This is a genomic window from Pseudomonas morbosilactucae (genome assembly GCF_023241715.1).
Taxonomy (GTDB): Bacteria; Pseudomonadota; Gammaproteobacteria; order Pseudomonadales; family Pseudomonadaceae; genus Aquipseudomonas; species Aquipseudomonas morbosilactucae.
In genome coordinates this window covers 1-26,321 of record NZ_JALQCW010000043.1, presented here as the reverse complement: position 1 = coordinate 26,321, position 26,321 = coordinate 1, and the positions used below count along the sequence as shown (strand labels likewise).

Below are 26,321 nucleotides of genomic sequence, written 5' to 3'. Positions count from 1 at the left end.
CATCCCGTCGTTCTGCACCGGCTCAGGGTGCGTTCATCACGACCGACGATCTCACTTAGCTCAGGTTTGCTGACTGTCTTGCCCATCGTTGAGCCCTTGAAAAGACGGACATCCCTGCACAATTTTCAGCTGCAGGAAACCCGCGAGTCCGGTAACCCTGGTAGGGGGCGGCCCCGGGGGACGGACCCAAAAATTCCGGCCCCCCGCCCCGGTCCGCCCGGCACTGTCATGCTTGACCGCCATCGTTGGGCGGCATCTCGCACACACCCAGCCGCTTGGCGGCCCAACGTTCGTACAAACCGATGGCTACATCGCGCCGGCCATCGCGGTCAGGCAGCCCAAGGCACCGGCTGCCCAGATCGACATGCCCGCGGCGTACAACAGCATCATGCTCGACACCCCGCAGACCACGCAGGCACCAGACCGCAGGGCCAGGCGCCGAATCAACGACCAGCCATGCACCCCCGCCTTGTCCGCTCGCCACATCTCACCGGACACCCCACCGACCAGGGACAGCAGAACCACCATCCAGATCGGCATCTCAACTAGCGCTTGCTGCTCGTTCGTCATTCACTGCCCCTTAAACGCAAAAACCCGGCGCAAGGGCCGGGTTTGGTGTGTGGGTGCCTGCCGCTCTATGCGGTCGCACCTATCGAAGATGGCTACTTTTTACAGGTCGATTCCGGTGGCAGCAAGCCTGTTTTAATGCCACCCGGTGAATGTCTGGTGAACGCCTAGGCAATGTCGGCGAATATCTTTACTTCGGCTATCAGCGCCTTTGGCGCTGTCCTACCTGTCCAACCTATATTGAGTCAGGTAGGACAGCTACAGGCTCCGAGATTAAAGGCTGTGCCTCACTGTCCTACCTTTACTTATCCTTCCTCGTGTAAAGAGAGAAAGCTAAAAGCACGCGTGCGCGCCCATGGCGCGTATGTACGCCCGCTGCGCTCACACATGTGTGTGACGTGCGGGAAGGTAGGACAGTAGGACAGACCACAAAAGACATGGCCCGCGCTTGTCCAACTGCACCCATTTGCAGTTGGACAAGGCGGGACAGTAGGACAGCAAGGAACGAAGCTAGCGCAAGGATCAAGCAGCCTTCCCCATCAGCAACGCATCAATGCACAGGTGAGCGTCATGCAGACGCTGGTAGTAGGTGTCGCGACCGCAGCCGCAATGGGCGTAACGAAGTGCCATGTTGGCGTCGTGGTTGCAGTAGTGCTCGCGCACGACCAACGCCAGTTCGGCATCCAGATGCTTGGTCACGATCAGTTCCATGTCCAGCGAGCCCTCCAGCGGCGCCTTGCTTGCGCGCCTGCCGCGACTGAGCTGGCCGTTGCTCTCCATCATCATCGCGACCATGTTGCCGCCGGCGAGCCCGCCGCTGGATAGATCGCTGTGCAACTCATGAGCCCAAAGCCTCAACAGCGCATCGATCTCCTTAATCAAAACAAGGCTCCTCGATCTTCTCGACCACCAGCGCCGAGTGCCGGCCCCATGTCTCAGGCTTCTTGTAGGCCCAGGGCCGCACACCGCTCTTGGCCAGCGCGGGCAGCCGCACCTTGCGCCACCCCAGGCGATGCATGATCGCGCCGACACGCATCTGCTCAGGCTTGCCCCAGTGCCCGGGGTCAAGTTTCAACGCGCCGGTCAGGATATCGCTACCAGTGGCGGTTTCACCGATCTGCGACTCCTCCAGCCAGGTGAGGATCGGCCCCTCCCATTCATCCACCACAAAACGCTCTTCTTGGGCCTCGGCGAACAGGGGCGCTTCATCACGAACAACCCACCAGATATCGCCCGCCAAGTAGCTGAACATCGCCTCAGCCCAGAGCTGGTCACGTACCTGGCGCAACAGCTCCAGCTCGACCTTAGTACACGCCACCGGCCAATAACGCCGGTTGCCCGTGGCGTCTTTCAGATATTCATCCTGGTTGGTCGTACCCACGAAAACACACTGGCGTGGCACGTCCATCGTTCTTCGGCCGTAGCTCTCGCGGTAAGTATCAATCGAGGCCGAAAAGAACTGTTTAGCCTTGGTCGACTCGGCCTTGTTGAAACTGTCCAGCTCACCCAGTTCGATAATCCACTTACCCCGGATCGCCTGGAACGCGTCCTTGTCACCTAGGGTAAACGGCGTATCCATGAACCACTCACCACCGAGAATACTCATGGCGGTGGACTTACCAGCGCCCTGGGCACCTTCCAGGATCATCACGGAGTCGGCCTTGCAGCCGGGCGACATGACCCGGCCCACAGCCGAGATCAACCATCGCTTGCCCACCTTCGAGCTGTAGTCAGAGGGTTCCACACCCATGATGTCGGTCAGCCAGGAACTGAGCCGTGGCACGCGGTCCCACTCCAGTCCGTGAAGGTAGTTGCGTACGGGGTGAAATGAGTTGTCGTGAGCTACAACACTGACGGCCTCGATCACGTGACTGGCCTTGACCCGTAGGTTGTACTGCTGCGCGAGCCACTTCATGACCAGCATATCGTCGATGTCTGCCCAATCGCCGGTTACACCGCCATAAGGTGGAACGCGCAATTTCGCGATCTTTGAACTGAACGAGCTGAAGCCGATCACACCGGCCCAGCGCTCGTCATTACTGAGGATCAGCTCGACGTTCTGCATGTGAGCAATCAGCATGCCGCTTTCGCTCCGGGCCAACAGATCCTTCCAGCCACCAGCTGCTGAAGGCTTGACCACCGCGAGTACCTGGCGACGGACCGCGTCCAAACCTTCAGCGCAGTGCAGGTCGTTGAAGTCGGTCCACTTGTCCTCTCGCTCACAAGCGAAGTTCGGCCCAACCACTTGGCCACCCACGACAGTTGCAGCGTTTTCCGCGCGCTCCTTGCCCGGGTTCCAAGGCTCGCCATTTGGGCGTTTGGTCTTCCAGTCATCATCCCGGCACAGAATGATCGGGCGCCCCGGAAAACGCTCACGCATAGCCTTAGAGACCTGCATCAGGTTGCCAGCATCAAAAGCAATGGCGACCGTTAGCGAGGTCGCCATGTGCAGGCTGGCGCCGGTGGCGTAGCCCTCACACACCAAGATGGCCTCGCCCGGCTCAGGGCGCGGCCCGATCAGGTGAAAAGCGCCCTCCTTCGACATGCCGTAAGGCCAGTAGGACTTGTCTCGCCCGGTGTCTTGCTGTTTCTCGGGGAAGATCACCTGCAGGCCAACAATCTGGTCACGTACGTTGCTCATCGGTACCAAAAACGCGCCGGAGCGCGGTGCGTAACGAACGCCAAACCCGACAATCTGCTTTCGATCCAGGTAGGTGCTGCGGCCTTTTTCGGGCATACGTTTGAACATCGCGGCCGCACGGTTCGCCGCTCGACGCGCTGCATTGGCAGCCACCTCAGCAGCACGGCGCTTGGCCTCCTCCTGTCGAGCGCGCATCACCTCGCGCTCCTCAGCGCTCATGCGACCGGCCTTGACCTTGATCTTCTGCGTCTCGCCCGAGCGCCAGTCGCCAAAGCTGCCGAAGATCAGGGTTACGCCTTTCTCGGTGCGATGCTCATGCACCACGTACCAACCATTCTTTTCCTTGCCCTGGTCCTGGGTGGTCTTACAGCGAGTGAGCTTGCCGAACACCAGCGGTTGCGCGGGCTCCAGGCCGTAATCAGCAAATTGACACAACACTTCATCGAGCATGACGCGCCTCCCGCAGTTCGTTGATGTGTTGGCACGACACGCAGCAGATGCACCCAGGCAACGCCAGGCGCCGCGCTTCAGGGATGGGCGAGTCGCACTCATCGCAGAACAAAAAGGAGTGAGGGGCTACCTCGGGCTTGCTGGCATTACGTGCCGCCAGCGCCTGATCGAGACGTTCCTGGACCAGGTCATTAGCAAAATCAGCAATATCAGCCACGTTCAGCCCCCCGAGTGGTCTGGTTGACGTAGCTAGCGCGGTTGTACATGCCTAGCAGACCCTGGATACCGCGAAATACGAGCTGGCGAATCTCAGCCAGCTCACGGTCGTCGACCTTGCCATCACCGATGTGCTTGGCCCAGGTCTCGGACAGATCAGCCACCTGGCGAAAGAATGAAGCGATGCCGGAGGTCAGCGTCTCCGGCATGTCTTGGGTGTACGCCTCAGCCAGTTCCTGCCAGATCGTGTCGCCCACCAACGCGTGCACCGCATCGAGGATGCGGCGATCTTTGGTCAGCTCCAGGATCTCGCCGAACTCTTGAATGTTCACGCTATGGCTAGGATGGGTTGGAGAGAGCTTGTGCTGCAGGGTGGTTGCGTTACGGCCGGTGGTGGCGGCAATAGCGGCGGCACCGCCGGGATAGTCCCGGGCAGCGTGGTAAAGCGCGAGATCAAGCGGCAGGACTTCCCGCTTAGCCCGGTCGGGGCTGTTGAGAGCAATTCGGCTCATGGCATTAATCCTAATAAGTTGCCAGTGCCGCGCGGCATGCAGTGGTGATACATTTGCCGCGTGGCTTGAAAGGGCCCAAACGCCGGCTAGGTCCGCAAGACCGATACCGGCACCGTGCCGAGGCGAACAATCCGTTGTTCACCTCTGGCGCAACAGCTGCCCAATCTGTGGTGGAAAAGGCAGCAACACCAAGGCTTCCGAGCCTTGGAAAGCGCGGTAAAGATCGACGGTTTGCATGTGGTGTGCCCGCCTATCTTTATCGCGACCCGACAGCGCTGTGGTGGTGCGTGTCGGGAGGAACTAGGCGGCCCTTAAGGTCGCCTTTTTTCTGCCTAGGCGGCAGCTCTCTGCGGTGAAGATGCGCTAAGCAGCCAAGCCGATTCGAAGTCATTGCCCTTCTGCTTTGCCGCTGATGCCAAGAGCACAGCGTATTGGGTTTCACCGGTGTAATCGGTTCGTGGCAGACATGCCGCCAGGCGCCACTTATTCAGCGCCTGATAGCTTCTATCGCAAACCTTGGCAGCGGCTCCAATGCCGCCTACGGCCTCAAAGGCGAACGCAATGGCATTCGGAAAATCTTCGGGGTCCAACATGGCAACCTCCTTTTATCAACTCGAAGTTGATATTAAAGATCAACTGACTATTGCGCAAGTCCCGTGGCACTCTCAACCTATGGTTGATAAAAATGAACTCCGCGCCGCTTTCAGCTCGCGCCTACACGAAGCACTCGATGATGCCGGCGTTCGCAGCCGGGGCCGTGGCGTGGACATCCATCGCAAGTTGAAGAGTTTGGGGGTCGATAAGACGACTCAGGCCATCAGCAAGTGGCTGAACGGAGAAGCAATAGCTGAGGCAGACAGCATGGTTGCCCTTTGCTCTTGGCTAAAAGTACGCAGAGAGTGGCTTGAATACGGCGTACTGCCGAAGGAACAGATCGGCGAAGGCAACGTGCGCCATCTGGTGGTCAGTGATGAATGTAACGTTAGTGAGATTAACCAGCGCTTTGGCAAGGTTCCATTGATCTCGTGGGTTCAGGCAGGTGCCTGGAGCGAAGCGATTTCGAATTTTGAATCTTATGAGGCCGACTCATGGCTATCTTGCCCTGTTGCGATCAGCAAACATGGGTACGCGCTGAAAGTTCTCGGCGATTCGATGACGAATCCTGCTCCCGGGCGAAGCTATCCCACCGGTTGCATTATTTTTGTAGATCCTGAGGCCGAGACTAAAACTGGTGATCGGGTAATAGCCAGAGTCCCGCGTACCAATGAAGCTACATTTAAGGTTTTGGTGGAGGATGCGGGGAGACAGTTCTTACGACCAATCAACCCCCAATACCCAATAATTGAAATCACAGAAGAAACCCACATCTGCGGCAAGGTTGTCGGATCATTCATTCCTGAGTAGATAAAACTTTTACTATACCCAACTCAAACTTACATATTTCACGTAGTTTTTTGATCGACCCAGCCGTATGACTATATAACCTTTCAAAATGATCTCCCCAGGCCTCATACTCATGAATTGTAATCAATGAAGAGTCTAATTCACTAACTATCCTTGGAATATCTTCGTTAAGATAGATAGCCTTTAATTCGACAAAATCTTTCAACTCTATCATTGCTTGCTCATAACTTGATTTCAACTCTTTACTTTTAGCAATTTCAAAAACATCTTTCTTTTTAGCTTCGTATGCCTCCTTATCAGCCTTCCAATCAGCCTGGGCCCTCTCCTTTGCGAGATTTTCCAAACTCATCTCCAGAGACCATTCCTCTGCCTGGTCATAGTTGTAGGGTGAGTTATGAACCCCCGGATAATTGTGATACAACTCATAATATTCGAAATACCCTTCGGCTTCCTTAGTCACATATTTCAAAACGATAGAAAGATAGGTGAAAATCTTCTCGTAACTATCTTGGCGCCTGAGCCAAACCTGTTGGTTAATCCAGCCCCGCTCTGAAATAGCGCCCTCTATCTCCTTAACCGCTTTTGTGTTTTGGCTCAATTGATCTTTCAGTAAGTTAAAGTCCTCTTTATTGGCATAATTTTTCCCTTTCTCACCAAGATAAGACTTACTATACACAACAACCATGCCTACAGCGCCTCCCAGCCAAAAGCTGACAGACAATATAGAGTCCACAACATTAACCTCAGCCATATAATGACTTCCTGCTAAATTAAGAATAAGAATAATGCTCCTGCGCTAACAGAGAACACATACCAAATGTTAAAAACGTCAGAAATATTGACCCTAGCTCTCTGGGGCACCTCACCTAAAAGGGACACACTATGCCAATAGTTACACCAATTTTGTACTTTCTATGGCTTTTTATTGCTCAGCTTCTTTGTTTTAGATCACTGTCAAATTACTACTGCCCCCCCTCGGGCGCTCAATTAACAACCATCGGTTGACATAAGACAACTGATGGTTGATATTTCCCTCACTCTTCCACCACAGAGCGAGGTAACACCATGCACACCACAGCTACCCTGCACGTCCACCCAGTAGCCGCCACACCCGACCGGATTTTTGAAGTACGCCGCCTGGCGCTTCAATTCGGGTGCGCGTTCATTGCATCCAAACCACGCCTCAAGACCCACACGGCGTTTCCCCCTGTCGATCCTAACGGCGGAGGGCACGCAGCATGAACGTGTTCAAACTCGACAACCGTACGCTGCAACTTCTCAACGCCCAAGTGAACTTGAGCGAGACATTCGTTCACACGATCCGCTCGGCCCCGAAGCGTGAAGCTATGACCTTTCGTTTGAAGGTCGACCGCGGCCAGACCGACACCATCTTCACCGTTGAACTCGGCAGCGAGCGCCACACGCTGACCTTGGACAACGGCCCGAAGACGCACCTCAAGCTGGCGGACTTCATCGAGGAAATCGCCAACGGCACCAGCGACCTGGGCGGCGTGGTTGACCTCACCCCCCTCCCCCATGCGACTCGTCAATACGGCGTATTCGAGACCGCACATCAGCAACAGCTGTTTGAGCTTGTTCGCCGTGGCGGCGTTTTGGACCTGTACATGGGGTTTGATCTCCCCATCCAGGTGGCGCTGCACCGCTGCAGCACCCGCAATGCCGTGACCACCATCATGAGCATTGGCAAGAAGCGACCACGCACCAAGTGCTTCACCTTGAGCGGCACTGAAATCGAGATGTACCAGAAGTTGGTCGAATCCATCCAGCATTTGGCTGAACTCGCAACACCTGCAGCGCATGCAGCGTGAGGAGGCAGCCATGGAACGCAACCTCACGAAAGCAGCACAGTACCTGGGCACCACCCGGCCGAAACTGATCAAGCTGATGCGTGCAAAAGGCCTGCTCAACGAGCAGAACCTGCCCACCTTCCCTACTCAGGATCGCGAGTACCTGGGCATCAAAGAAAGCAAATGGTGGCACCCGAAACTCGGCATGCAATACAGCCGCTCAGCGCGGGTAAAACAACCCGGGCTGCACTGGCTGGCCGAGCAGTTAGGACTCCCATTGCCGGAGATCCCGGCTGACCACCGTGACGTGGCCTAGGGAATACGCTCGCCAGATCCTTGCCATGCGGACCAAAGAGGAGCGCAACGCTGCGCTCCTTGAGGTACCCGAGCACCTGCGCGAGTTGACCAAACGCCACTGCCTCAATGCCTGGAACCACCCGGCACGCCTGAAACGCATGGAGAGCCAACAGACAAATGAGTAACGCCAACCAAAACCCGCTACGGCTCATGCCTGCACCGGACTCAACCACCGTCGAGTTGCTTTACCGCACCTTCGGCGACGTGCTGATCCCCCTGGAAAAGCTGCGCGTGCAGTACTTTCGCAACCTCAACGAAAACACCTTTGCCGCCGACCTCGATGCCGGGCGCATCCCCTTACCCGTCACCACACTGAAGGACAGCCGCAAGTCCTCAAAATTTATCCACGTCCGCCACCTCGCGGCATGGATCGATATTCGCGCCTACCAAGCCGACGAGGCGCTGGCCTACCAGCAAAGCGGGGCGTTATACGAAAAATGAGCCACCACAAATACCGCTGCCACCACCAGCCGGTTTTAATCACCAGGAGCACACCGCATGACCGAGTACCAAATCTGCGCATTGATCGTTTTCATCCTGCTTGTCGGCATCGTCTTTTACGCCGGCTATCGCAACGGCTTGAACGATGGGCGCGCCACCGGGGTTGAAGAAGGCAAAGCCATCGAACATGCAGACAGCGCGGAGTCTCTCCGCGGGCTGCAGCTCGACCAGGCCCGAGATCACTACAAGTCGCTCTATAGCCCCTACGAGCGCGCCACAGCAGCAGCCAATCTAGGCGCGCCAGAGCGCCAGACCCTGCTGGACGCTGGCGAGACACTTCGAATCGCCGCCAAAACCTTCAGTGCATTCCGCACAGGTAAAAAGCTGGAGAAGGACGCTCGCGCCCACCGGGAGAAACTGCTCGAACTGGCTGCAATGCTTCCTGCAGATCAGGAGAAGGCGGCATGAAACACTCCAGCGATATCAGCCGCAACGCAACAGCGACCGCGGGACCGACGCCCATTCACTCCCCAGAGAAAAGCGGCACCCAAACCTGCCGGCACACAGCAGGCTCAGGAGCCGCTTTGCTCTGCAACTCGATCAGCGTCGACACTCAGAAAACAAAGAGTCTCTGCTGCGTAGCAGCAGGCATTACTGCTCTTTCCAGCAGCACCTCCGAGGCGCTTATACCCCACGAAAAGCTGCGCGGGGCAGCGCTCACTGATGCAACGCTAGATGCTCAGAAACGCCCGCTCGCGCAGCCTGTTAGGGAGTATAAGGACCCACAGCTACATGTGAGCTGGCTCAATTCGGTTGCAGTAGTCCAGGAGGCCGCATGAACACTGCATTTATCCTAATGGCCCAATACAACGGTCAGGCCATCATTCCCCTAGAGCAAGTCTGCAGAGACTACTTCACTCACCTCACGCCAGATATGTTCCAGCGAAAGGTGATGAGCGGCCAGATCAGAATCCCAATAACCCGACTGGAGTCAAGCCAGAAGTCAGCCAAAGGAATCCACATCGCGGATCTGGGGATGTATCTGGATCTACAAAGGGAGGCAGCGGTGAAAGAATGCCGTCAACTTAACGGATTGCGAAAGGCGGGCTAAGGTATCTAATGGTCGGTTGATTACGGGATTTTAATCAAAGAATAATAAACTAGGATTTAAAATCCCACAAACGAAAAAGGCGCCGATCAGCGCCTTTAATATCAAGTCTTAAACAACATCATAGCTCAACATACACAGCAATCGGATCAATAATAATCTCATCGCTTGTGCGCTGCTTAAATGAGCTTTCAACCGCAGCAAGGGCTGCTGTATTTATATTAATAGCTTCACGAAACGTATGATTCTCGGTAATTTCCCCTGGTTCGGGACTAGGAGCAAGCTCACCTATCTGAGTCACTACACCAAGCAATACAAATTCAACCTCAGTAAATCTCGAATACTTTTTGACAATCAAACTTTCAGACTCACGCAAGTTTTCCCGACTAAGATCAGCTGCAACCTTAAAATCTGAAAACTCCATTGAAAGTTCTAAAGTATTCCCAAACGAAAACTCAAGAACGTCCCCAAGATGTTTTTGATATAAATTATCATTTGAACTTTGGGAAAAAGTCTTTGGATCAGAAATAACTTTCAACTCATTCTGCAAAGTCTGAATTTCCGATTTCTTGCTTGAGTTTAGATTAGCAATCTTCTGAATCAGCTCCTCCCTTTCACCATTAGATGTAACAATCCCTAATGATTGACGAATGGTATTCATTGCGCGCAAAGTTTTTACAACTTCAAGATAATCAACAAACTTTGCTTTACCTTTGATTCTCGCTATTTGGCTGTGCTGCAAGCAACCAAGCACATCAGCCCTAGAAAAAGAAGCATCAAGCTTCACCAACTTAGATAACTCTACCAGTCGATCTTCAAAGACCGAATAGGCATAGTCGTGTAGGAATTTTTTCTCAAAGCTGGAAGACGCTTTTTCAATAATTTCAGCGATAATTCTTCCACTAGCCACCGGCCCCTTTTGTGTCGTTTCGTTTGCGACAGAGCCATGAGTCTCTTCAAGAATATAATCAGTTACACCCTCCATCAATTGAGATGAAAGTGAGTACATCTTAAAGCGATCAAGGTAAATGAAGCTTTTCACGCTCAGACTTCCTTTTCAAAAAATCATCGTAGTATTTCTTTCTTGTATCAACAAACGTCCAAACAGCAAAAGAAACACCGATGACTGCAAAAACAACTGTAAAAATATAAATAGCCGCAGTCATACTCTTAACCTCTACCCTATTTCATCAGAGGATCTTGACATCCTATCATAGAAGCAAAGGCAAAGCAAAAGCGACACCATCGAAGATATCATTGACGAATACAATAAAGCACTTAAATTTATGCCCTCAAAGACTTCAGAAATGAGAAGCATCACATACAAACCAGAATAAAAAAGCATGAAAAGAGCGGAAACACCCATCATTCTATGTTTCCAGTCCGCGTCCGAAAGATCGTGATACCTAATCTCATTATAAATTGAAACCTGCAGCACAATCCCAAACGCAATAAAATCGGACGCACTAAAGTAGACTACAACCTTATCACCAACAACAAGTGAGCCGACTAGCAAACGCAGAAATATCGGCGCCATCCCAAACAATACAGTATATATCAGCCAGCGTAACTTTAAGTTGCTAAACTTGAAACTCGTCATTGAGCCACCTCCTTACTCTAAACTCTCGCACTCAACACCACTGAAATCGTAATAATTTTCGACAACCATTCCCAACCCTCGTAGTGATCACCTCGGCCACGCAAATGAGTATATCGCCGTAACGAGTTCCAGTCGCGATGACCTGAAACACTGGCCACCCTGGGAATATCCCAGTTCATCTCGAACAATCGACTCACTCCCTCGTGCCTCAGATCGTGAAAATGCAGATCCTTGATCTCAAGAAACTTGCACGCCTTTGCCCAGGACGTCGAAATAGATGCCGAGTTATATGGAAACACCTGACTACAGGTCTTCGGCATGCTCTGCAGGATGCGCCACGCCTCATCAGGAAGGTGACACCAGACATCGTTGCCGATTTTCTGCCCTGGATTCTTCATGTCACGCACCAGCACTTTTTTTCCATCTTCATCAACATCCGCCCAGAGAATTCGACAGATCTCATCTTGTCGTCGCGTCGAGAATAATGCGAATCCAGCTACCTTAAGCATGTTGATTGAACTGGGGCGCCGATCGAGGATGCCGGTAAAATGCTTCAGAAGCCTATCGAGCTCGTCCTTTGAAGGCCGTCGATCCCTTTCACGGCTTTTCATGTTATATCCCAGTTTTTTCAGAACCTTGCGGGCATCCGCCATTGCATGAATATCGACCTCATAGCCCCAAGCTGGTCGAGCTATTGATAGAACAGCGCCGAGATGCGCCAAGTCATTGCCAGCAGTCTGAGGCTGTACGCCGCCACCCTCTTTGCTCATACGCCAAAGAGCGTAATCAACCAATCGTTGACTATTGATATCCGAGTCAGCCGTCTGACCGAACTCTGTTTCGGCAATGGCGCTGAGAGTAGCTCGCTTAGTCTTACCAAGCGGCCTAACCTTCTCAATTTCCACTAGGTATTGAGCGATCATTTCCTTGACCGTAACACCCTTGCGATTGGCTCGCTCGATTGCACCAGGTTGATCCAGCTCAGCCTCACGGCGCCGCACCCAGGCTTGAGCCGCCTGTTTTCGCGCGAAGGTCTGACTCTCTTGGTAAACTTGCACTCCGTCGCGCTTGATGCGGATCTGAGCCGTGTAGCTCACGCTCCCATCTGCCAGTTTTCTTGCCCTGATAGTCGCCATATAGAAAGTGGTACGCGTCAGTTTTTGGGTGGTACATCGTACCACCGAGCCTTAAAAAAAGCCTGAAAACGCCCCAAAACACGCCATAAACACGTAGAGCAAAATGGTCCAGAATTCAGCTACAGCCTTAGCAAACTCAAGCCCTACGCTGTCTCGGCGGTTTAGCGTTGCACCTATGATGGACTGGACTGACCGTCACTGCCGCTTCTTCCTGCGTCTGCTGTCCAAGCACGCGTTGCTGTACACCGAGATGGTCACCACCGGCGCACTGCTCAATGGCGATCACGAGCGTTTCCTGCGTCACCATCAGTCCGAGCATCCGCTGGCGTTGCAGTTGGGTGGCAGTACGCCGGTGGATTTGGCTGCATGTGCGCGTATGGCGCAGGAGCACGGTTACGACGAGGTCAACCTTAACGTTGGCTGCCCCAGCGACCGGGTGCAGAACAATATGATCGGTGCATGCCTGATGGCCCATCCGGCGCTGGTGGCGGACTGTGTCAAGGCGATGCGCGATGCGGTGACGATTCCGGTCACGGTGAAGCACCGGATCGGTATCAATGGCCGCGACAGTTATGCCGAGTTGTGCGACTTCGTGGGCCAGGTGCGTGACGCCGGCTGCACCAGTTTTACCGTGCATGCACGGATCGCCATTCTGGAGGGCCTGTCGCCGAAGGAAAACCGCGACATTCCGCCCCTGTGCTATGACGTGGCGGCGCAGTTGAAGGCGGATTTCCCGGAGTTGGAGATCATCCTCAATGGCGGAATCAAGACCCTGGAGGCCTGCCACGAGCATCTGCAGACGTTCGACGGGGTGATGCTCGGTCGTGAGGCGTATCACAACCCTTACCTGCTGGCCGAAGTGGATCAACAACTGTTCGGCAGCAGCGCGCCGGTAATTTCCCGGGCCGAAACCCTGGCCGCGCTGCGTCCGTACATCGCCGAGCACCTGGCCAGCGGCGGCGCCATGCACCATATCACCCGGCACGTGCTGGGGTTGGGCACGGGCTTCCCGGGCGCGCGCAAGTTTCGCCAGTTGTTGTCGGTGGATATTCATAAAGCCAAGGACCCGCTGGCGCTGCTGGATCAGGCCGGGCAACTGCTGGAGGGGCGTTAACCGTCAGGCGGGTTGAACCTGAAAGGTCTTTTGGCATCGTAGTTATCTGCACCATTACCTGCACAGCGCCCTGGCATTCAAACACCTGTTTTCAGGGAGTGGCCTCCTGGGCCGTCGACAGCCCTCCGCGCCCTTGAGCGCTTGCCAGCGCTCGGGTAATGTCAACCGACCCAAAGGACAGAGCACCCTCATGACTTCCAAGCTGGAACAACTCAAGAAAATCACCACCGTGGTCGCCGATACCGGCGATTTTGAAGCCATCGCTCGGGTCAAGCCGGTGGATGCCACCACCAACCCCTCATTGCTGCTCAAAGCCGCCGCCATTCCGGCGTATGCCGAGCTGTTGAACGCCAGCGTCAACGACTGCAAAGGCGATGTCGGCCTGGCCAGCGATCGTTTTGGTGTCGCGGTCGGCCAAGAAATCCTCAAAGTGATTCCCGGGCGCATTTCCACTGAAGTGGATGCACGCCTGTCGTTCGACAGCGAGGCCATGCTCAAGCGCGCCCACCGCCTGATCGAGTTGTATGACAAGGCCGGTATTGGCCGTGATCGCGTGCTGATCAAGATCGCCTCTACCTGGGAAGGCATCCGCGCCGCCGAGAAGCTCGAGCGCGAAGGCATCCAGACCAACCTGACCCTGCTGTTTTCCTTCGCCCAGGCCATTGCCTGCGCCGAAGCCGGGGTGTTCCTGATTTCGCCATTCGTGGGCCGCATCTACGACTGGTACAAGAAAGCCAACGGCACTGACTACACCGGCTCCGATGATCCGGGCGTGCAGTCGGTCACCCGCATCTACAACTACTACAAGGCCAATGACTACAAAACCGTGGTCATGGGCGCCAGCTTCCGTAACCTCAACCAGATCGAGCAACTGGCCGGCTGTGATCGCCTGACCATCAGCCCGGACCTGATCGAGAAACTGGCCGCCGACACCGGCAAGCTGGAGCGCAAACTGGCTCCGGGTCATGCTGGCGAAGCGCGTCAAAGCCTGAACGAATCGCAGTTCCGCTGGGCCTCCAACGAGGATGCCATGGCCACCGAAAAACTGGCTGAAGGCATCCGTCAGTTCGCCCGCGACCAGGAAAAACTCGAAGCCTTGCTGACAGCCAAGCTCTGATCAACTGACGCTGATCGATTCGCAGCCAACGCAAAAAGGGCGAACCCTTATCAGGTTCGCCCTTTTTTGTGCCTAGACGCTTTAGCGGATCAGTGACGCTCCAGGGCGTTCACCAGATCGTGGAACGCCTCGCGATTGGAGTCATTCAAGCCCATGAGGATCTTGTGAGCCTCCAGCACCTTGATGCGCACCACTTCTTCCGACTGATCCTGGGAAGGCAGATCGGTCAGGCATTCAGGGCAAGGGATAGGGCGGTCAACGATGTTGAACACCTGATCGAAACCCATGGACTGCAAGAGACGGGTAATGTCTTCGTGGGTGGTGACCACCGTCGGCAACAGTCCGACCTTCTGCCGCGAAAGGATCGACAGCTTCGCCAGCAACCCGAGGGTGGTGCTGTCGATGCTGCGGGTTTCGGTCAGATCGATCACGATGGCCGAGAAGTTCAGCGCTGTGAAAATCCGCTCAATAGTCGCATCCAACGCCGAACATAGGGTCAGGCGCACTTCACCGACAAACTTCAGGACGAAGGTGCCGTCCTGCTCGGCGAATTGGATTCTACCGGTACTCATTAAAGATTCCTGCTCAACACCAACAGGGCGATATCATCCGGCATCTCCCCTAGCGTGGCCAATCCAAAAACCTGCCGCAGGCCATCCAGGCTGCCGCCTGCCGTTCTTACCCGTTCAGGTAAGGCGGCTTCTTTCTCTTTGAGTGTGGGTTCTGGCAAAAGGTCCAGAATGCCATCAGACATCAGCGTCAAGCTGAACGCCGGAGGCAACTCCAGAATGTGATCTTCGTAGGTGGCTTCGCTGAACAGCCCCACCGGCAAACCACGGCCTTCCAGATAACGCACGCTCTCGGGTGTGTACAACACAGGCAATGGCAGGTGTCCGCCAATGCTATAGGTCAACAAACCGGTCTCCTCGTCGATGACTCCACCGACCATTGTGACGTGTTTGCCCAGCTTACAGCTGATGAGGCCCCGGTTGATATGACCAAGGACTTCCGAGGGCTTGAATTCAGGCAGGGTGCCATTGCGCTTGGACTCAAAGAGTAAGCGTGTGGTCATGAACTTCAGCAGCACCGTGACAAAGGCCGATGAGGCGCCATGCCCGGAAACGTCCGCCAGGTAAAACGCCACCCGCCGTTCGTCGACACGGAAATAATCGACAAAGTCCCCTGATAGATACAGGGACGGAATGATTTGGTGCGCGAAATCGAACTCGTCGATCGACCAGGGGCTGACCGGCAGCATGTTCATCTGCACCTGGCGCCCGGCGTTCTGGTCTTCCTGCAGCAGATTGAGGCTGGCCTCGAGCTCGCGGTTGGCGGCTTCGAGCTTTTCCCGATAACGCTGATTTTCCAGAAGCAGGCGCGCACGATCCAGGGCCCGACGCACCGAATGCTCGAGCACTGCCAGATCTTCCAGGGGCTTGATCAGGTAGTCCGCCGCGCCCAGGCGCAGCGCTTCGACCGCGTCGTTCATCACGCCAGCGCCCGAAACCACAATCACCGGTGTTTGCGCCGACAGCTCGGTCACCTGGCGGATCAGCTCAAGGCCGCCCATCTGCGGCATGCGCAGATCGCAGATTACCAAGTCGGGATGTTCGCGCTCGAATACCTGAAGACCCTGCTGGCCGTTAGCGGCCTGCAGAACGCTGAAGCCACTGTCTTCCAAATAGGCCGCGAGACTCGCGCGCACTACTTCGTCGTCATCGATTATCAGCAGCGTGGCACTGGTTTTTTGCATGTGGGCAAACGGCGCCAGAATTAGGTTGGCGTAGGTGGCTGGGCTTGCGCCGGCACACACTACTGGATTCGCTTTCTAGCCACTCTGGAGTTGTAACCAGGACGCTTGCGCCCTACGTTGTTCGCCCTTCAGAGGTGCCCTTCTAAGGCGCAGACGGTACTCCCATCCGCGGGGCGTTTCAAGCTCATGCCGATGGTCGCTTGGCGTCTTTACACGGCAAATCACCGGGAGTTATAAAAACCGCTAAAACAGCAACTCAATTGCAGGATGGACCCATGAGCCAAAACGAGCGGGACTACAGTGAAAAGCGCGATTACATCCGCATGCGGGTGGATGCCGAGGTTACGCTGATCCATGAGGGACAAGTGATTCCAGCCGTCTGCATCGACCTTTCCAGCACGGGCATGCAGTTGGAGGCGCCTCGCTCGTTCAAGGTCGGCGACCAGTTGAAAGTGCATATCGACTCTGACCATGCGGCGCTAAAAGGACTGGAGGCAGACGCCGAAGTGGTCTGGGTCAAGGAGCTGGCCACTGAAGGTCAGAAACTTGGGCTTACAATCCTGAAGATGCGCTGACCCGCACAACAACCAAAAAGGCGGCCCATCGGCCGCCTTTTTCATTCGCAGGGCAGGGTTTAAAAGTCGTCTTCGACTTTGCCGTCCTTGACCTTGAACTCGCGGTTCTGCAGATAGGCATTGCGAATAAAGGTGTACTTGTCGCCATTGATCAGCTTTTCAGCCGACAGCAGGCTGGCGCGGGTATCGATGATATCGACGCCCATGGTGGTGTTGCGCGCCGGAACATCGTGCATGTAGCGATAGGGTTCGGTGTAGCTGTCCACGTACTTGGACGGCGCATCACGCAGGGTGCTCGGCCCCAGCAACGGCAGCATCACGTAAGGGCCGCTGCCTACGCCCCAGTAACCCAAGGTCTGGCCGAAGTCTTCATCGTTGCGCTGCAGGCCCATCTTGGTGCCCACATCGAAAAAGCCGGCCAGGCCCAAGGTGGTGTTCATCAGCAGGCGCGCGGTGTCGACACCGGCCGCCCGCGGCTTGGCCTGAAGCAGGTCGTTGGCCAGGTTGCCGACGTCGCCGATGTTGCGAAACATGTTGTGGATGCCGTCTTCCAGGAACTGCGGAGTCACCGCCTGGTAGCCCTGCGCCAGAGGCTTGAGGGCATAGGTATCAACGGTGTCGTTGAAGGTGAAGATCGGGCGGTTGATGCTTTCCCACGGATCATCTTCGGCGGCCTGAACGGCAAAAGGCGCCAGCGTTACGCCGGCACACAGGCAGAGCTGAACTAGATGACTGCTCCAGCGCATAGCAGAAACTCCTTGGATAGTACTGTCGCGGGCGCTATGCCCTGGCGGTAAGCGCAGCAGTATAAAGCGGATAAGCCGGTTTAGGCAGTCATGCCGCAGGGCTCTTGACACATTGCGACCGCCTCTCGATCCCATTCACGCCACTGTCACCCAAGCGTCATGAGCCATGGATAGCCTTGGAGAATACTTCAAGGACGTTGCCATGCCCCACGCCGATGTTTTACCCCTCCCTTCGTCGGCCCTGACTGCCGTGCTCTTTGGCCTGAGCGGCTGCCTGGTGGACTTCGGCGCACGGACCCGTCTGCACGGCAGTACTGCGCACAACGCCGAGCAGGCTCAAACCACACCTGGGGCGCTGGACACCTTGCATCAACTCCAGCAGCAAGGCGTGCCCTGTGCCTGGCTGGACGAACTGCCACCAGCGCTCAGCCAAGGCCTTGCCACCCACCTGCCCACTTGGATCCGCGCCGCGCCCCCCTCCCCTGCGCCCTGGCCCGCACCCGATGCCTGCTGGCACGCGCTGATGGCCCTCAAGGTCGAGCGCCTTGACGGCTGCGTGCTGATCAGTGGCGAGCCACAACTGCTGCAATCCGGCCTCAATGCCGGACTCTGGACCATCGGCCTGGCGTCATGCGGCTCCCTGTGCGGCTTGACGCCCAGCCAGTGGCAGGCCCTGCCCCGACAGGAACGGGACCTCAAGCGCGGCAAGGCCACGGTTCAGCTATTCAGCCTAGGCGTGCACTCGGTCATCGATCACCTGGGAGAATTGGGCACATGCCTGGCAGACATCGAACGGCGTCGACTCAAGGGAGAAAAACCCTGATACAGGCCGGTTGATCAAGATCATGCAGGCGGCCCGGCCGTGGATTACTCTAAAGCGTGGGCATGGATCTTTGGCACAACGTCGTGGTCCATCCCTGTGCCTATCAATAAAGGGAGAACGCCATGCCTGCCCGCGAACTGCAAGAACAGCTCAACACCCTGCGCGAGCAATTGGAGCAGAACCCACCGCTGTCGGAAGCCGAGCGCGCCAATTTGCAGGACCTGATGCAACAGATCGAGCTGGAACTCAAACTGGAAAAAGCCACTCAGGACACCAGCCTCGCCGATGGCGTCAACCTCGCCGTCGAACGCTTCGAACTGGAACACCCGGCCATCGCTGGCACCTTGCGCAACATCGTGCAAACCCTGGGCAACATCGGGATCTGACCCTACCCGCGACACAACAACGCCGCTGACCTGCAAACCAGGTAGCGGCGTTTTGTTTATCCAGCCCATAGCCACCTATCGTGGCCAAGGGTTTTATCTACTGGCGTACCAGGCGGCCATTGGCGAATTCCACCATCTCGGTGCTGCGGTACGGGTTGATGTCCAGCCCGCCACGGCGCACATAACGCGCGTACACCGTCAGTTTCTCCGGGGCGAGCAGACGCTGCAGGTCGAGGAAGATCCGCTCCACGCACTGCTCATGGAAGTCCGAGTGCTGGCGGAAACTCACCAGATAAGCCAACAGGCTGGCGTGATCCAGGGCCGCGCCGCGGTATTCCACCACCACGCTGCCCCAATCCGGCTGGCTGGTCACCGGGCAGTTGGACTTGAGCAGATGGCTGTGGACGCTTTCTTCGATCACCCGGGAAGCGTCGCAACGCAGCAGTTCCGGACGCGGGTGCTCGTAGCTGCTGACACTGATGTCGAGCTCATCGATACACACCCCCGGCAAGGCCACCACGCCTTCGGCCTCGACCTCGCCCAGGCTGCGAATACGTACTCCAACCGGCTTGCCTGCCGCAGCCGACAGATCCTCGCGCAGGGTCGCCTCCAAACTCTGACGATCAGTGAATGGCGTCTGGTTCAGCGAGTTGAGGTACAGCTTGAAGGATTTGGACTCAATGATGTTCGGTGAGTCCGCCGGAATGCTGAACTCGCCAATGGCCACCACCGGCTTGCCAGACGGCAGCAACCAGCTCAGCTCGAAACAGTTCCAGAAGTCCACGCCTTTATACGGCAGGGTGTCGGCGCTCAGACCCAGCTCGGCCCATTTCGCTGCCCGTGGGATGGGAAAGAGCAAGGACGGGGTGTAAGTGGAAACGTATTCGCTGGATTTGCCCAGCGGCGAGTGTTCGGCTGCGGGATGCATGGCGGAAACCTGACTGAAGAATCAGCGGATTCTACCAGCCTTTGTCTGCACCTTTGAGCCCCGCCGCTTACGGACTGACGGTCAGCTTGCCGACCATCCCCGCCTGATAGTGCCCGGGAACGTTGCAGGCGAACTCCAGGTTGCCGGCCTGGCTGAACGTCCAGGTCAGTTCACCGGTCTTGCCCGGCTCCACCAACACGCTGTTGGGGTCGTCGTGCGCCATGCCTGAACCCTGATCCATGCCGGCCATCGCGCCATGATCCATAGAACCATGGTCCATAGAGCCGTGATCCATCGCTGCATGATCCATCGAGCCATGACTCATCGCGCCCTGGGCATTCATCGCCGTCGGGGTCAGTTGGCCACTCTGCTGCATCTTGAGCATTTCCTGTTGATGACGGGCGTGCATGGCCCCGTCGCCAAGGTTGAACTCATGCAACAGTTGCCCTTTGTTGACCAGCACAAAACGCACCGTCTCACCGGCCTTGATGGTGAGTGATTGAGGGTTGAAGGACATATCCCCCATCACCACTTCCACCGTGCGCGTGGCCTTGGCCGCCGCTGCCGGCTGGCCGAAATCGTAAGTCTGCGCAGGAGAGGCCCACAGCGGCGCACTCAAGACCAGGCAGCCAGCCGCCAGCCACACACGACTGCGCAACAACAGATTTCCCACATTCATCATCACAACACTCCAACAAGAATAAGGTCGAGCCTGTGGGAAACTCTAACGCCCGCTCGCTGCCAGCCAACTGACTGCTAAATTACAACTTTGTCAGCTTGCGCCTGCCCGCTGCCGCCCAAGGTATAAAGCCTGGGTTCCTTTAGCCATGAGTCATCCATGAAACTGCTGATCGTCGAAGACCAACCCAAAACCGGCCAGTACCTGCGCCAAGGCCTGAGCGAAGCAGGGTTCAATGCCGAACTGGTGGCCGACGGCACCACCGGCCAGCACCTGGCGCTGACCGGCGACTACAGCCTGCTGATTCTCGATGTGATGCTGCCCGGCCGTGACGGCTGGCAGATTCTCCAGGCGGTGCGCAATGCCGGGCTGGAAATGCCGGTGCTGTTTCTCACCGCCCGCGACGCCGTGGAAGACCGGGTGCACGGCCTGGAACTGGGCGCCGACGACTACCTGGTCAAGCCCTTCGCCTTTTCCGAGTTGCTGGCCCGGGTGCGCAGCCTGCTGCGCCGGGGCAACGCCAGCCCCCAGGAGACCAGCCTGCAACTGGCCGACTTGCGCCTGGACCTAATCCGCCGCCGGGTGGAACGCAGCGGCCAGCGCATCGACCTGACCGCCAAGGAGTTCTCGCTGCTGGAAATGCTCCTGCGACGCCAAGGCGAAGTGCTGCCCAAATCCTTGATCGCCTCCCAGGTCTGGGACATGAACTTCGACAGCGACACCAATGTCATCGAAGTGGCGATTCGCCGACTGCGCCTGAAGATCGACGACGATTACCCCAACAAACTGATCCACACCGTGCGCGGCATGGGCTACGTGCTTGAAGAGCGCCCCGCCTGATGCGCCGCCTGTCCCTGAGCAGCCGCCTGGCCTTGCTGTTCGCCGCCTGCACCGCCGTGGTCTCGTTGCTGGCGGGCGTCTTGTTCAGCCGCGCCAGCGACAGCCACTTTGTCGAACTCGACCAGCAACTGCTGGACGGCAAACTGATCGCCTTGCGCAGCACCCTGCGAGGGGCCGACAGTGCCACTGCGATTGCCGCGCGCTCGGCGCAATTACGCGCCGAACTCAGCCAGCAACCGGAGCTGAGCCTGCGCATCAGCAGCGCCGATGGCCAGGTCTGGTTCGACAGCGCTCCGGCCCTGGCCGCCGTCCAACCGATGGAACTCGGCCTGCATGAGTTTCACGCTGGCGACACCGCCTACCGGGTCTACCGCACTCAGTTGGCGCCAGGAACGGCAGACTCGCCTCAGTTGACCCTGCTGCTGGACATCACCCACCACCAGCATTTTCTGCAACGCATGCAACACCTGATCTGGCTGACCGTGGGTCTCTCGGCCCTGGCCACCGCGCTGCTCGGCGCCTGGGCCGCACGCAGCGGCCTGCGCCCCTTGCGGCGCATGAGCGAGGTGGCTGCCAGCGTCTCCGCCAACTCCCTGACCCAACGCCTGCCACAAGCACAACTGCCCGAGGAGCTGGCCGAGCTGGCTGGCACGTTCAACGCCATGCTGGGGCGCCTGGACGACTCGTTCCAGCGCCTGTCGGCGTTCTCGGCAGACATCGCCCATGAGCTGCGCACGCCCCTCTCCAACCTGCTGACCCACACCCAAGTCACCCTGACCCGCCCACGCCCTCTTGAGGACTATCGCGAAGCCCTGCACAGCAACCTGGAAGAACTGCAATGGATGGCGCAACTGGTCAACGACATGCTCTATCTGGCCAAAGCCGACCATGGCCTGCTGAGCCCGAAACGTGAAGCACTGGCCCTGGCCCAAGAGACTGACATGCTGCTGGAGTTCTACGGCCCGCTGGCGGAAGAGGCCGACGTCAGCCTGAGCTGGGAAGGCGACGCCGATGTTGCCGGGGATCGCAGCATGCTCAGGCGAGCACTGTCCAACCTGCTGGACAACGCCCTGCGTTTCACTCCCGCCGGAGGCTCGGTCAAGGTGCGGATCAGCGACGGCCCACAGGAATTGAGCCTGAGCATCGAGAACACCGGCGAAGGCATCGCCAAGGAAGTGCTGCCACGGTTGTTCGATCGTTTCTACCGCGCCGATCCGGCGCGGCGCGAAGGCAGCAGTGAGCATGCCGGGTTGGGGCTGGCGATCACCCAGTCGATCATCCGCGCCCATGGCGGGCAGATCCGTTGCGAATCAGACCCAGGCTGGACCCGCTTCGTCATCACGCTGCCAAAACCCAACTAAACCGCCTCCCACACCTCGCGGTAGGAGCCGGCTTGCCGGCGAAACCCTACTTAAAAATCACGAATAACGCAGGGCGTGGGCCGGCTCGACCTTGGACGCCCGCCAGGCCGGGTAAACCGTCGCCAGGAAGCTCAGGACAAACCCGGCGCCGCAAATCAGCGCCACGTCCCCGCCCTGCAACTCGGACGGCAGATTGCTGACGAAATACACATCCGAACTGAAGATATGCTGGCCGGTCACGCGCTCCAGCCACCCCACCAGTTCACTGACATTCAACGCCGCAATCACCCCCAGCACGCCGCCAACCAACGTGCCGACGATGCCGATCACCGTGCCCTGAACCATGAAGATCGCCATGATCTGCCGCGGTGTGGCGCCGATGGTGCGCAGGATGGCGATGTCCGCCCCCTTGTCGTTCACCACCATGATCAAGGTGGCGATGATGTTGAACGCGGCCACTGCAACGATCATCAGCAGCAACAGGCCGATCATGGTCTTCTCCATTTTCATCGCGCTGAACAGGCTGCCCTGGGTGTGGGTCCAGTCGTCGGCCTTGAAGTCCGCACCCAAGCCTTTGGCGATGTCACTGGACACCAGCGGCGCGGCGTACAAGTCCTTGACCGCCAGGCGCACGCTCTGCACCTGATTCGGCTGCCAGCGCTGCATTTCCGCGGCGTCGGCCACGTGGATCAGGCCCATGGAGCCGTCCAGCTCGGCACCCACCTTGAATACCCCGACCACGTTGAGACGCTGCATGCGCGGGGTAATGCCCCCTGGCGCCGAGCTGACTTCCGGAACGATCAGGGTCAGTTTGTCGCCGACGCTCAAACCGAAGCGCCGCGCGGTGATTTCACCGATCACCACACCGAACTCGCCGGGTTTCAGGTCTTGCAGGCTGCCACGGACAATATGCTGGGTAACGATGGAGACTTTGCCTTCCTGGGCCGGGTCGATGCCGCTGATCTGGATCGGCTGCATCAAGCCTTTATAGGACAGCATGCCTTCCATCTCGGTGAAGGGCACCGCAGCGGTGACTTCAGGGTTTTTCAATGCCGCAGCAGCCACCGGCTGCCAATCGTCGATCGGCTTGACGCCGACGATGGTGGCGTGGGGCACCATGCCGAGGATGCGCGAGCTCATCTCACGCTGAAAGCCGTTCATCACCGACAACACCACGATCATCGCCAGCACGCCCAGGGCGAGGCCGATCATCGAGGTCATGGAGATAAACGAGACAAAGCGGTTGCGGCGCTTGGCGCGGGTATAGCGCGTGCCGATAAAGATCGATAACGGTCTGAACATTAGCGAGGCACCGTAGAAAAATTAGAAACCCGGCGCCCGCGGATCAAGCCGCCAGCGCCGTGTGCGGCCGCATCAAATCGCGACCAGATGGCCTTCTTGCAAGTGCAGTACGCGATCCATCTGCCGGGCCAGGTTCATGTCGTGGGTCACCACCAGGAACGCGGTGCGCATCGAGGTGCTGAGTTCCAGCATCAAATCCTGAATGCCTTGGGCGGTGTGGGAGTCGAGGTTGCCGGTGGGCTCGTCGAGCATCACCAGCCCGGGCCGGTTGACCAGCGCTCGAGCAATCGCCACACGCTGGCGCTCGCCGCCGGACAATTCGGCCGGCTTGTGCTCCAGGCGATGCCCCAGGCCAACCCGCTCCAGCAAGGCCGTGGCACGCTGGCGCGCCTCGGGGATTGGCGTGCGGCCAATCAGCAGCGGCATGCAGACGTTTTCCAGGGCCGTGAATTCCGCCAGCAAGTGGTGGAACTGATACACGAAGCCCAGGGAGCGGTTGCGCAGTTGGCCGCGGGCCTTTTCACCCAGGGCCGACAGTTCTTCACCCGCCAGCCAGACGCTGCCCTTGGACGGTGTGTCCAGCCCGCCCAACAGGTTGAGCAAGGTGCTTTTGCCGGAACCGGAAGTGCCGACAATCGCCACGCGCTCACCCGGGTGCAGCTCCAACTGCAGGCCAGACAACACCACCACCGACTCCGGGCCTTCCTCGTAGGCTTTGCCCAGGTCGCGGCAGCTCAAGATTGCTTTTTCACTCATGCCCAACTCACTCATAACGAAGCGCCTCCGCCGGCTGGGTGCGCGCGGCACGCCAGGCTGGATACAGGGTGGCGAGGAAACTCAGGACCAAGGCCGCGCCACAGACCATCAACACGTCCTCGGCCATCAGCTGGGACGGCAGGTAGTCGATGAAGTACACGTCGGCATTGAGGAATTTGTGCCCGATCAGGCCTTCCAGGGCGGAGATCGCAGCGCTGACATTCAGCGCGGCGAACATCCCGACCAAGGCGCCGATCAGGGTGCCCACCACGCCAATCACCGTGCCCTGGACCATGAAGATCGCCATGATCGTGCCGGGTGTGGCGCCCAGGGTGCGCAGAATGGCAATGTCGCCCTTCTTGTCATTCACCACCATCACCAGGGTGGAGATGATGTTGAAAGCCGCCACCGCAACGATCAGCAGCAACAGCAGGCCGATCATGGCTTTTTCCATGCGGATGGCCTGGTACAGGTTGCCGTGGGTACGGGTCCAGTCACGGGCGTAATAGTGGTTCTCACCCAACTGCTGGGCGATTTCCCAGGCAGTGCGCGGCGCCTGGAACAGGTCGTCGAACTTCAGGCGCAGGCCCTGGACCTGGTCCGGCTTCCAGCGATGCAAGCGGCCCAGGTCATCGAGATTGGTCACGCCCAGGTAACCGTCGATCTCACCGGCACCGACGTGGAAGATGCCGACCACCGTGAAGCGTTTCATGCGTGGGAACATCCCCGCCGGCGTCACCGTGACTTCCGGCGCGACGAAGGTCACCTTGTCGCCCAGGACCACGCCCAGCTTGGCCGCTGCTTTGTCACCGATCACGATGCCGAAGCTGCCGGGCGCCAGGGCGTCCAGTTGGCCTTGCTGCATGAAGTTGTCGATGATCGACACCTGCCGTTCTCTGGCCGGGTCGATGCCATTGAGCAAGACCTTCTGCACCTGGCCGTTATTGGTCAGCAACCCCTGCATCTGGGTGAAGGGCGCCACCGCCAGCACTTTGGGGTTCTGCTTGACCTTGTCGGCCAGGCTTTGCCAGTCGCCGATGGGCTCACCGGACTCGATGGTCGCGTGGGGCACCATGCCCAGCACGCGGGTGCGCATCTCATGGTCGAAGCCATTCATCACCGACAGCACAACGATCATCACGACTACGCCGAGGGCGAGTCCGATCATCGAGGTCAGGGAAATGAATGACACAAAATGATTGCGACGCTTTGCACGGGTATAACGCGTGCCAATAAATACAAACAGAGGTCTGAACATGTCGGGGCTTGTTCGGAGGAAAAGAAGACGTCCTTGTGGCGGGGCCTGGTAAGCAGCTTTACACTCAGACCACTGCCTCTACCATGGGTTCGCCATGTCGACATTAGATGAAGAAGATCGCCGCGAATACTACCGTATCGAGGACACGATCGCACTGGAAATTAGGCCCCTGTCCGCCCCCGCCGCGGCGAGCAGGGAAGTGTTGCTGGATGAGTCGCCGCTGTTCAATTTGCTCAGCGAATTGCACCTCAGCGAGTTCGAATCCCAGCATCTGCTGCGCCAAGTCAGCGAGCGTGATCGCACGCTGGCCGCCTACCTGAAAGTCATGAACAAACGCATCGATCTGCTCGGCCAGGTGGTGGCCCAGACGGTGCTCGGCAAGTTTGGCGAACCGCAGCGAGTAATCATTTCCGAAGGCGGCATCGAGTTCAGCCATCACCTGG

At 57.6% G+C, this 26,321-nt stretch carries 32 protein-coding genes and 2 pseudogenes; 15 read left to right on the top strand and 19 right to left on the bottom strand.

Features of this window, described 5'->3' with window-relative positions; translation table 11 throughout:
• Nucleotides 1-226 precede the first annotated feature (226 nt).
• From M1B34_RS17900 to M1B34_RS17875, 6 genes and pseudogenes are all read right to left on the bottom strand, one after another.
• Nucleotides 227-570: pseudogene (locus tag M1B34_RS17900) on the bottom strand (phage holin family protein).
• A gap of 519 nt (nt 571-1,089) precedes the next feature.
• Nucleotides 1,090-1,449 (bottom strand): PA0613 family protein, encoded by a 360-nt coding sequence (locus tag M1B34_RS17895; protein ID WP_268265829.1) that lies wholly within the window; start codon nt 1,447-1,449, stop codon nt 1,090-1,092.
• On the bottom strand, nt 1,442-3,658 hold the full coding sequence (locus tag M1B34_RS17890; protein ID WP_268265828.1) for a VapE domain-containing protein: 2,217 nt from the start codon (nt 3,656-3,658) through the stop codon (nt 1,442-1,444). The genes M1B34_RS17895 and M1B34_RS17890 overlap by 8 nt, the downstream gene beginning before the upstream one ends.
• Nucleotides 3,648-3,875: a TraR/DksA family transcriptional regulator gene (locus M1B34_RS17885; RefSeq protein ID WP_268265827.1), complete on the bottom strand. Its 228-nt coding sequence runs from the start codon at nt 3,873-3,875 to the stop codon at nt 3,648-3,650. The genes M1B34_RS17890 and M1B34_RS17885 overlap by 11 nt, the downstream gene beginning before the upstream one ends.
• Nucleotides 3,868-4,386: a phage regulatory CII family protein gene (locus tag M1B34_RS17880; RefSeq protein WP_268265826.1), complete on the bottom strand. Its 519-nt coding sequence runs from the start codon at nt 4,384-4,386 to the stop codon at nt 3,868-3,870. The genes M1B34_RS17885 and M1B34_RS17880 overlap by 8 nt, the downstream gene beginning before the upstream one ends.
• 332 nt (nt 4,387-4,718) lie before the next feature.
• Nucleotides 4,719-4,979, bottom strand: coding sequence for a hypothetical protein (locus M1B34_RS17875; protein WP_268265825.1), 261 nt, complete (start codon nt 4,977-4,979; stop codon nt 4,719-4,721).
• 79 nt (nt 4,980-5,058) lie between these two features.
• On the opposite strand from M1B34_RS17875, the gene M1B34_RS17870 reads away from it, so the two are divergent.
• A complete protein-coding gene (locus tag M1B34_RS17870; RefSeq protein WP_268265833.1) occupies nt 5,059-5,790 on the top strand; it encodes a LexA family protein in 732 nt (243 codons plus the stop codon).
• On the opposite strand, the gene M1B34_RS17865 is transcribed toward M1B34_RS17870, so the two are convergent.
• The gene (locus M1B34_RS17865) at nt 5,777-6,541 is read right to left on the bottom strand and encodes a hypothetical protein (RefSeq protein WP_268265824.1); all 765 of its coding nucleotides are present in this window, start codon (nt 6,539-6,541) and stop codon (nt 5,777-5,779) included. The two genes, M1B34_RS17870 and M1B34_RS17865, sit on opposite strands and share 14 nt — an antisense overlap.
• Nucleotides 6,542-7,028: 487 nt before the next feature.
• Between M1B34_RS17865 and M1B34_RS17860 the strand changes: the two genes are divergently transcribed.
• The 6 genes from M1B34_RS17860 to M1B34_RS17835 all read left to right on the top strand — a co-directional run bounded on the left by M1B34_RS17860 (nt 7,029) and on the right by M1B34_RS17835 (nt 9,507).
• Nucleotides 7,029-7,619 carry a hypothetical protein gene (locus M1B34_RS17860; protein WP_268265823.1) on the top strand — a complete coding sequence of 197 codons (591 nt, stop codon included), beginning with the start codon at nt 7,029-7,031 and terminating at the stop codon, nt 7,617-7,619.
• 10 nt (nt 7,620-7,629) lie between these two features.
• Entirely contained in the window at nt 7,630-7,914 is a 285-nt protein-coding gene (locus M1B34_RS17855) for a phage antirepressor KilAC domain-containing protein (RefSeq protein ID WP_268265822.1), read from the top strand.
• Between the two features lie 25 nt (nt 7,915-7,939).
• Nucleotides 7,940-8,080, top strand: coding sequence for a hypothetical protein (locus tag M1B34_RS17850; RefSeq protein ID WP_268265821.1), 141 nt, complete (start codon nt 7,940-7,942; stop codon nt 8,078-8,080).
• A complete protein-coding gene (locus M1B34_RS17845; protein WP_268265820.1) occupies nt 8,073-8,396 on the top strand; it encodes a pyocin activator PrtN family protein in 324 nt (107 codons plus the stop codon). Before M1B34_RS17850 ends, M1B34_RS17845 begins: the two co-directional genes overlap by 8 nt.
• A gap of 57 nt (nt 8,397-8,453) precedes the next feature.
• Nucleotides 8,454-8,864: a hypothetical protein gene (locus tag M1B34_RS17840; RefSeq protein WP_268265819.1), complete on the top strand. Its 411-nt coding sequence runs from the start codon at nt 8,454-8,456 to the stop codon at nt 8,862-8,864.
• A gap of 367 nt (nt 8,865-9,231) precedes the next feature.
• Complete coding sequence (locus M1B34_RS17835) at nt 9,232-9,507, top strand: pyocin activator PrtN family protein (RefSeq protein ID WP_268265818.1); 276 nt, start codon at nt 9,232-9,234, stop codon at nt 9,505-9,507.
• Between the two features lie 118 nt (nt 9,508-9,625).
• Here the strand turns inward: M1B34_RS17835 and M1B34_RS17830 are convergent, their stop codons facing one another.
• The 4 genes from M1B34_RS17830 to M1B34_RS17815 are packed head-to-tail and all read right to left on the bottom strand — an operon-like array spanning nt 9,626 to nt 12,240.
• Nucleotides 9,626-10,546 (bottom strand): DUF6414 family protein, encoded by a 921-nt coding sequence (locus M1B34_RS17830; protein ID WP_268265817.1) that lies wholly within the window; start codon nt 10,544-10,546, stop codon nt 9,626-9,628.
• Nucleotides 10,524-10,670, bottom strand: a complete 147-nt coding sequence (locus M1B34_RS17825; RefSeq protein ID WP_268265816.1) for a hypothetical protein — start codon at nt 10,668-10,670, stop codon at nt 10,524-10,526. The genes M1B34_RS17830 and M1B34_RS17825 overlap by 23 nt, the downstream gene beginning before the upstream one ends.
• A gap of 11 nt (nt 10,671-10,681) precedes the next feature.
• Nucleotides 10,682-11,104, bottom strand: a complete 423-nt coding sequence (locus tag M1B34_RS17820; RefSeq protein ID WP_268265815.1) for a hypothetical protein — start codon at nt 11,102-11,104, stop codon at nt 10,682-10,684.
• A 17-nt stretch (nt 11,105-11,121) separates the two neighbouring features.
• A complete protein-coding gene (locus M1B34_RS17815) occupies nt 11,122-12,240 on the bottom strand; it encodes a site-specific integrase (protein ID WP_268265814.1) in 1,119 nt (372 codons plus the stop codon).
• Between the two features lie 103 nt (nt 12,241-12,343).
• Here M1B34_RS17815 and dusA point away from each other — a divergent pair, with 103 nt between their 5' ends.
• Together dusA and tal are read left to right on the top strand one after the other, a co-directional pair.
• On the top strand, nt 12,344-13,354 hold the full coding sequence (gene dusA / locus M1B34_RS17810) for a tRNA dihydrouridine(20/20a) synthase DusA (RefSeq protein WP_268265813.1): 1,011 nt from the start codon (nt 12,344-12,346) through the stop codon (nt 13,352-13,354).
• A gap of 190 nt (nt 13,355-13,544) precedes the next feature.
• Nucleotides 13,545-14,471, top strand: coding sequence for a transaldolase (gene tal / locus M1B34_RS17805; protein ID WP_123330742.1), 927 nt, complete (start codon nt 13,545-13,547; stop codon nt 14,469-14,471).
• 89 nt (nt 14,472-14,560) lie between these two features.
• Here the strand turns inward: tal and rssC are convergent, their stop codons facing one another.
• Both rssC and rssB read right to left on the bottom strand, forming a co-directional pair.
• Complete coding sequence (rssC, locus tag M1B34_RS17800; RefSeq protein WP_068587814.1) at nt 14,561-15,043, bottom strand: anti-sigma factor antagonist RssC; 483 nt, start codon at nt 15,041-15,043, stop codon at nt 14,561-14,563.
• On the bottom strand, nt 15,043-16,224 hold the full coding sequence (gene rssB, locus M1B34_RS17795) for a two-component system response regulator RssB (RefSeq protein ID WP_268263054.1): 1,182 nt from the start codon (nt 16,222-16,224) through the stop codon (nt 15,043-15,045). The genes rssC and rssB overlap by 1 nt, the downstream gene beginning before the upstream one ends.
• A 275-nt stretch (nt 16,225-16,499) precedes the next feature.
• On the opposite strand from rssB, the gene M1B34_RS17790 reads away from it, so the two are divergent.
• The gene (locus M1B34_RS17790) at nt 16,500-16,799 is read left to right on the top strand and encodes a PilZ domain-containing protein (RefSeq protein WP_268263053.1); all 300 of its coding nucleotides are present in this window, start codon (nt 16,500-16,502) and stop codon (nt 16,797-16,799) included.
• Between the two features lie 59 nt (nt 16,800-16,858).
• Here M1B34_RS17790 and M1B34_RS17785 read toward each other — a convergent pair whose 3' ends face one another.
• Nucleotides 16,859-17,545 (bottom strand): MlaA family lipoprotein, encoded by a 687-nt coding sequence (locus M1B34_RS17785; RefSeq protein WP_123330736.1) that lies wholly within the window; start codon nt 17,543-17,545, stop codon nt 16,859-16,861.
• Nucleotides 17,546-17,747: 202 nt separating this feature from the next.
• Between M1B34_RS17785 and pcrP the strand changes: the two genes are divergently transcribed.
• A complete protein-coding gene (gene pcrP / locus M1B34_RS17780) occupies nt 17,748-18,368 on the top strand; it encodes an HAD superfamily inactivated hydrolase PcrP (RefSeq protein WP_268265832.1) in 621 nt (206 codons plus the stop codon).
• 122 nt (nt 18,369-18,490) lie between these two features.
• Nucleotides 18,491-18,754, top strand: coding sequence for a DUF4404 family protein (locus tag M1B34_RS17775; protein ID WP_123330732.1), 264 nt, complete (start codon nt 18,491-18,493; stop codon nt 18,752-18,754).
• Between the two features lie 97 nt (nt 18,755-18,851).
• Here M1B34_RS17775 and queF read toward each other — a convergent pair whose 3' ends face one another.
• The gene (gene queF / locus M1B34_RS17770; RefSeq protein WP_268265812.1) at nt 18,852-19,682 is read right to left on the bottom strand and encodes an NADPH-dependent 7-cyano-7-deazaguanine reductase QueF; all 831 of its coding nucleotides are present in this window, start codon (nt 19,680-19,682) and stop codon (nt 18,852-18,854) included.
• Nucleotides 19,683-19,749: 67 nt separating this feature from the next.
• Nucleotides 19,750-20,346 carry a cupredoxin domain-containing protein gene (locus M1B34_RS17765; protein ID WP_268265831.1) on the bottom strand — a complete coding sequence of 199 codons (597 nt, stop codon included), beginning with the start codon at nt 20,344-20,346 and terminating at the stop codon, nt 19,750-19,752.
• A 174-nt stretch (nt 20,347-20,520) separates the two neighbouring features.
• Here M1B34_RS17765 and M1B34_RS17760 point away from each other — a divergent pair, with 174 nt between their 5' ends.
• Both M1B34_RS17760 and M1B34_RS17755 read left to right on the top strand, forming a co-directional pair.
• Nucleotides 20,521-21,201 (top strand): heavy metal response regulator transcription factor, encoded by a 681-nt coding sequence (locus tag M1B34_RS17760; RefSeq protein WP_123330728.1) that lies wholly within the window; start codon nt 20,521-20,523, stop codon nt 21,199-21,201.
• Nucleotides 21,201-22,562 carry a heavy metal sensor histidine kinase gene (locus M1B34_RS17755; protein WP_279653348.1) on the top strand — a complete coding sequence of 454 codons (1,362 nt, stop codon included), beginning with the start codon at nt 21,201-21,203 and terminating at the stop codon, nt 22,560-22,562. The genes M1B34_RS17760 and M1B34_RS17755 overlap by 1 nt, the downstream gene beginning before the upstream one ends.
• 57 nt (nt 22,563-22,619) lie before the next feature.
• Here the strand turns inward: M1B34_RS17755 and M1B34_RS17750 are convergent, their stop codons facing one another.
• The 3 genes from M1B34_RS17750 to M1B34_RS17740 all read right to left on the bottom strand — a co-directional run bounded on the left by M1B34_RS17750 (nt 22,620) and on the right by M1B34_RS17740 (nt 25,878).
• Nucleotides 22,620-23,864, bottom strand: a complete 1,245-nt coding sequence (locus tag M1B34_RS17750) for a lipoprotein-releasing ABC transporter permease subunit (protein WP_123330724.1) — start codon at nt 23,862-23,864, stop codon at nt 22,620-22,622.
• A 72-nt stretch (nt 23,865-23,936) separates the two neighbouring features.
• Entirely contained in the window at nt 23,937-24,620 is a 684-nt protein-coding gene (gene lolD / locus M1B34_RS17745; RefSeq protein WP_185039174.1) for a lipoprotein-releasing ABC transporter ATP-binding protein LolD, read from the bottom strand.
• 7 nt (nt 24,621-24,627) lie between these two features.
• On the bottom strand, nt 24,628-25,878 hold the full coding sequence (locus M1B34_RS17740) for a lipoprotein-releasing ABC transporter permease subunit (protein WP_123330719.1): 1,251 nt from the start codon (nt 25,876-25,878) through the stop codon (nt 24,628-24,630).
• Between the two features lie 94 nt (nt 25,879-25,972).
• Here M1B34_RS17740 and M1B34_RS17735 point away from each other — a divergent pair.
• Nucleotides 25,973-26,321, top strand: a pseudogene (locus M1B34_RS17735) (PilZ domain-containing protein); the annotation flags it as partial.

Bases quoted from the DNA above. Each gene is read 5' to 3' on its own strand.
- M1B34_RS17890 (WP_268265828.1), bottom strand. From the start codon at position 3,658: ATGCTCGATGAAGTGTTGTGTCAATTTGCTGATTACGGCCTGGAGCCC.
- M1B34_RS17880 (WP_268265826.1), bottom strand. From the start codon at position 4,386: ATGAGCCGAATTGCTCTCAACAGCCCCGACCGGGCTAAGCGGGAAGTC.
- M1B34_RS17875 (WP_268265825.1), bottom strand. From the start codon at position 4,979: ATGTTGGACCCCGAAGATTTTCCGAATGCCATTGCGTTCGCCTTTGAG.
- M1B34_RS17870 (WP_268265833.1), top strand. From the start codon at position 5,059: ATGGTTGATAAAAATGAACTCCGCGCCGCTTTCAGCTCGCGCCTACAC.
- M1B34_RS17865 (WP_268265824.1), bottom strand. From the start codon at position 6,541: ATGGCTGAGGTTAATGTTGTGGACTCTATATTGTCTGTCAGCTTTTGG.
- M1B34_RS17860 (WP_268265823.1), top strand. From the start codon at position 7,029: ATGAACGTGTTCAAACTCGACAACCGTACGCTGCAACTTCTCAACGCC.
- M1B34_RS17855 (WP_268265822.1), top strand. From the start codon at position 7,630: ATGGAACGCAACCTCACGAAAGCAGCACAGTACCTGGGCACCACCCGG.
- M1B34_RS17850 (WP_268265821.1), top strand. From the start codon at position 7,940: ATGCGGACCAAAGAGGAGCGCAACGCTGCGCTCCTTGAGGTACCCGAG.
- M1B34_RS17845 (WP_268265820.1), top strand. From the start codon at position 8,073: ATGAGTAACGCCAACCAAAACCCGCTACGGCTCATGCCTGCACCGGAC.
- M1B34_RS17840 (WP_268265819.1), top strand. From the start codon at position 8,454: ATGACCGAGTACCAAATCTGCGCATTGATCGTTTTCATCCTGCTTGTC.
- M1B34_RS17835 (WP_268265818.1), top strand. From the start codon at position 9,232: ATGAACACTGCATTTATCCTAATGGCCCAATACAACGGTCAGGCCATC.
- M1B34_RS17825 (WP_268265816.1), bottom strand. From the start codon at position 10,670: ATGACTGCGGCTATTTATATTTTTACAGTTGTTTTTGCAGTCATCGGT.
- M1B34_RS17820 (WP_268265815.1), bottom strand. From the start codon at position 11,104: ATGACGAGTTTCAAGTTTAGCAACTTAAAGTTACGCTGGCTGATATAT.
- M1B34_RS17815 (WP_268265814.1), bottom strand. From the start codon at position 12,240: ATGGCGACTATCAGGGCAAGAAAACTGGCAGATGGGAGCGTGAGCTAC.
- dusA (WP_268265813.1), top strand. From the start codon at position 12,344: ATGGTCCAGAATTCAGCTACAGCCTTAGCAAACTCAAGCCCTACGCTG.
- tal (WP_123330742.1), top strand. From the start codon at position 13,545: ATGACTTCCAAGCTGGAACAACTCAAGAAAATCACCACCGTGGTCGCC.
- rssC (WP_068587814.1), bottom strand. From the start codon at position 15,043: ATGAGTACCGGTAGAATCCAATTCGCCGAGCAGGACGGCACCTTCGTC.
- rssB (WP_268263054.1), bottom strand. From the start codon at position 16,224: ATGCAAAAAACCAGTGCCACGCTGCTGATAATCGATGACGACGAAGTA.
- M1B34_RS17790 (WP_268263053.1), top strand. From the start codon at position 16,500: ATGAGCCAAAACGAGCGGGACTACAGTGAAAAGCGCGATTACATCCGC.
- M1B34_RS17785 (WP_123330736.1), bottom strand. From the start codon at position 17,545: ATGCGCTGGAGCAGTCATCTAGTTCAGCTCTGCCTGTGTGCCGGCGTA.
- pcrP (WP_268265832.1), top strand. From the start codon at position 17,748: ATGCCCCACGCCGATGTTTTACCCCTCCCTTCGTCGGCCCTGACTGCC.
- M1B34_RS17775 (WP_123330732.1), top strand. From the start codon at position 18,491: ATGCCTGCCCGCGAACTGCAAGAACAGCTCAACACCCTGCGCGAGCAA.
- queF (WP_268265812.1), bottom strand. From the start codon at position 19,682: ATGCATCCCGCAGCCGAACACTCGCCGCTGGGCAAATCCAGCGAATAC.
- M1B34_RS17760 (WP_123330728.1), top strand. From the start codon at position 20,521: ATGAAACTGCTGATCGTCGAAGACCAACCCAAAACCGGCCAGTACCTG.
- M1B34_RS17755 (WP_279653348.1), top strand. From the start codon at position 21,201: ATGCGCCGCCTGTCCCTGAGCAGCCGCCTGGCCTTGCTGTTCGCCGCC.
- M1B34_RS17750 (WP_123330724.1), bottom strand. From the start codon at position 23,864: ATGTTCAGACCGTTATCGATCTTTATCGGCACGCGCTATACCCGCGCC.
- lolD (WP_185039174.1), bottom strand. From the start codon at position 24,620: ATGAGTGAAAAAGCAATCTTGAGCTGCCGCGACCTGGGCAAAGCCTAC.
- M1B34_RS17740 (WP_123330719.1), bottom strand. From the start codon at position 25,878: ATGTTCAGACCTCTGTTTGTATTTATTGGCACGCGTTATACCCGTGCA.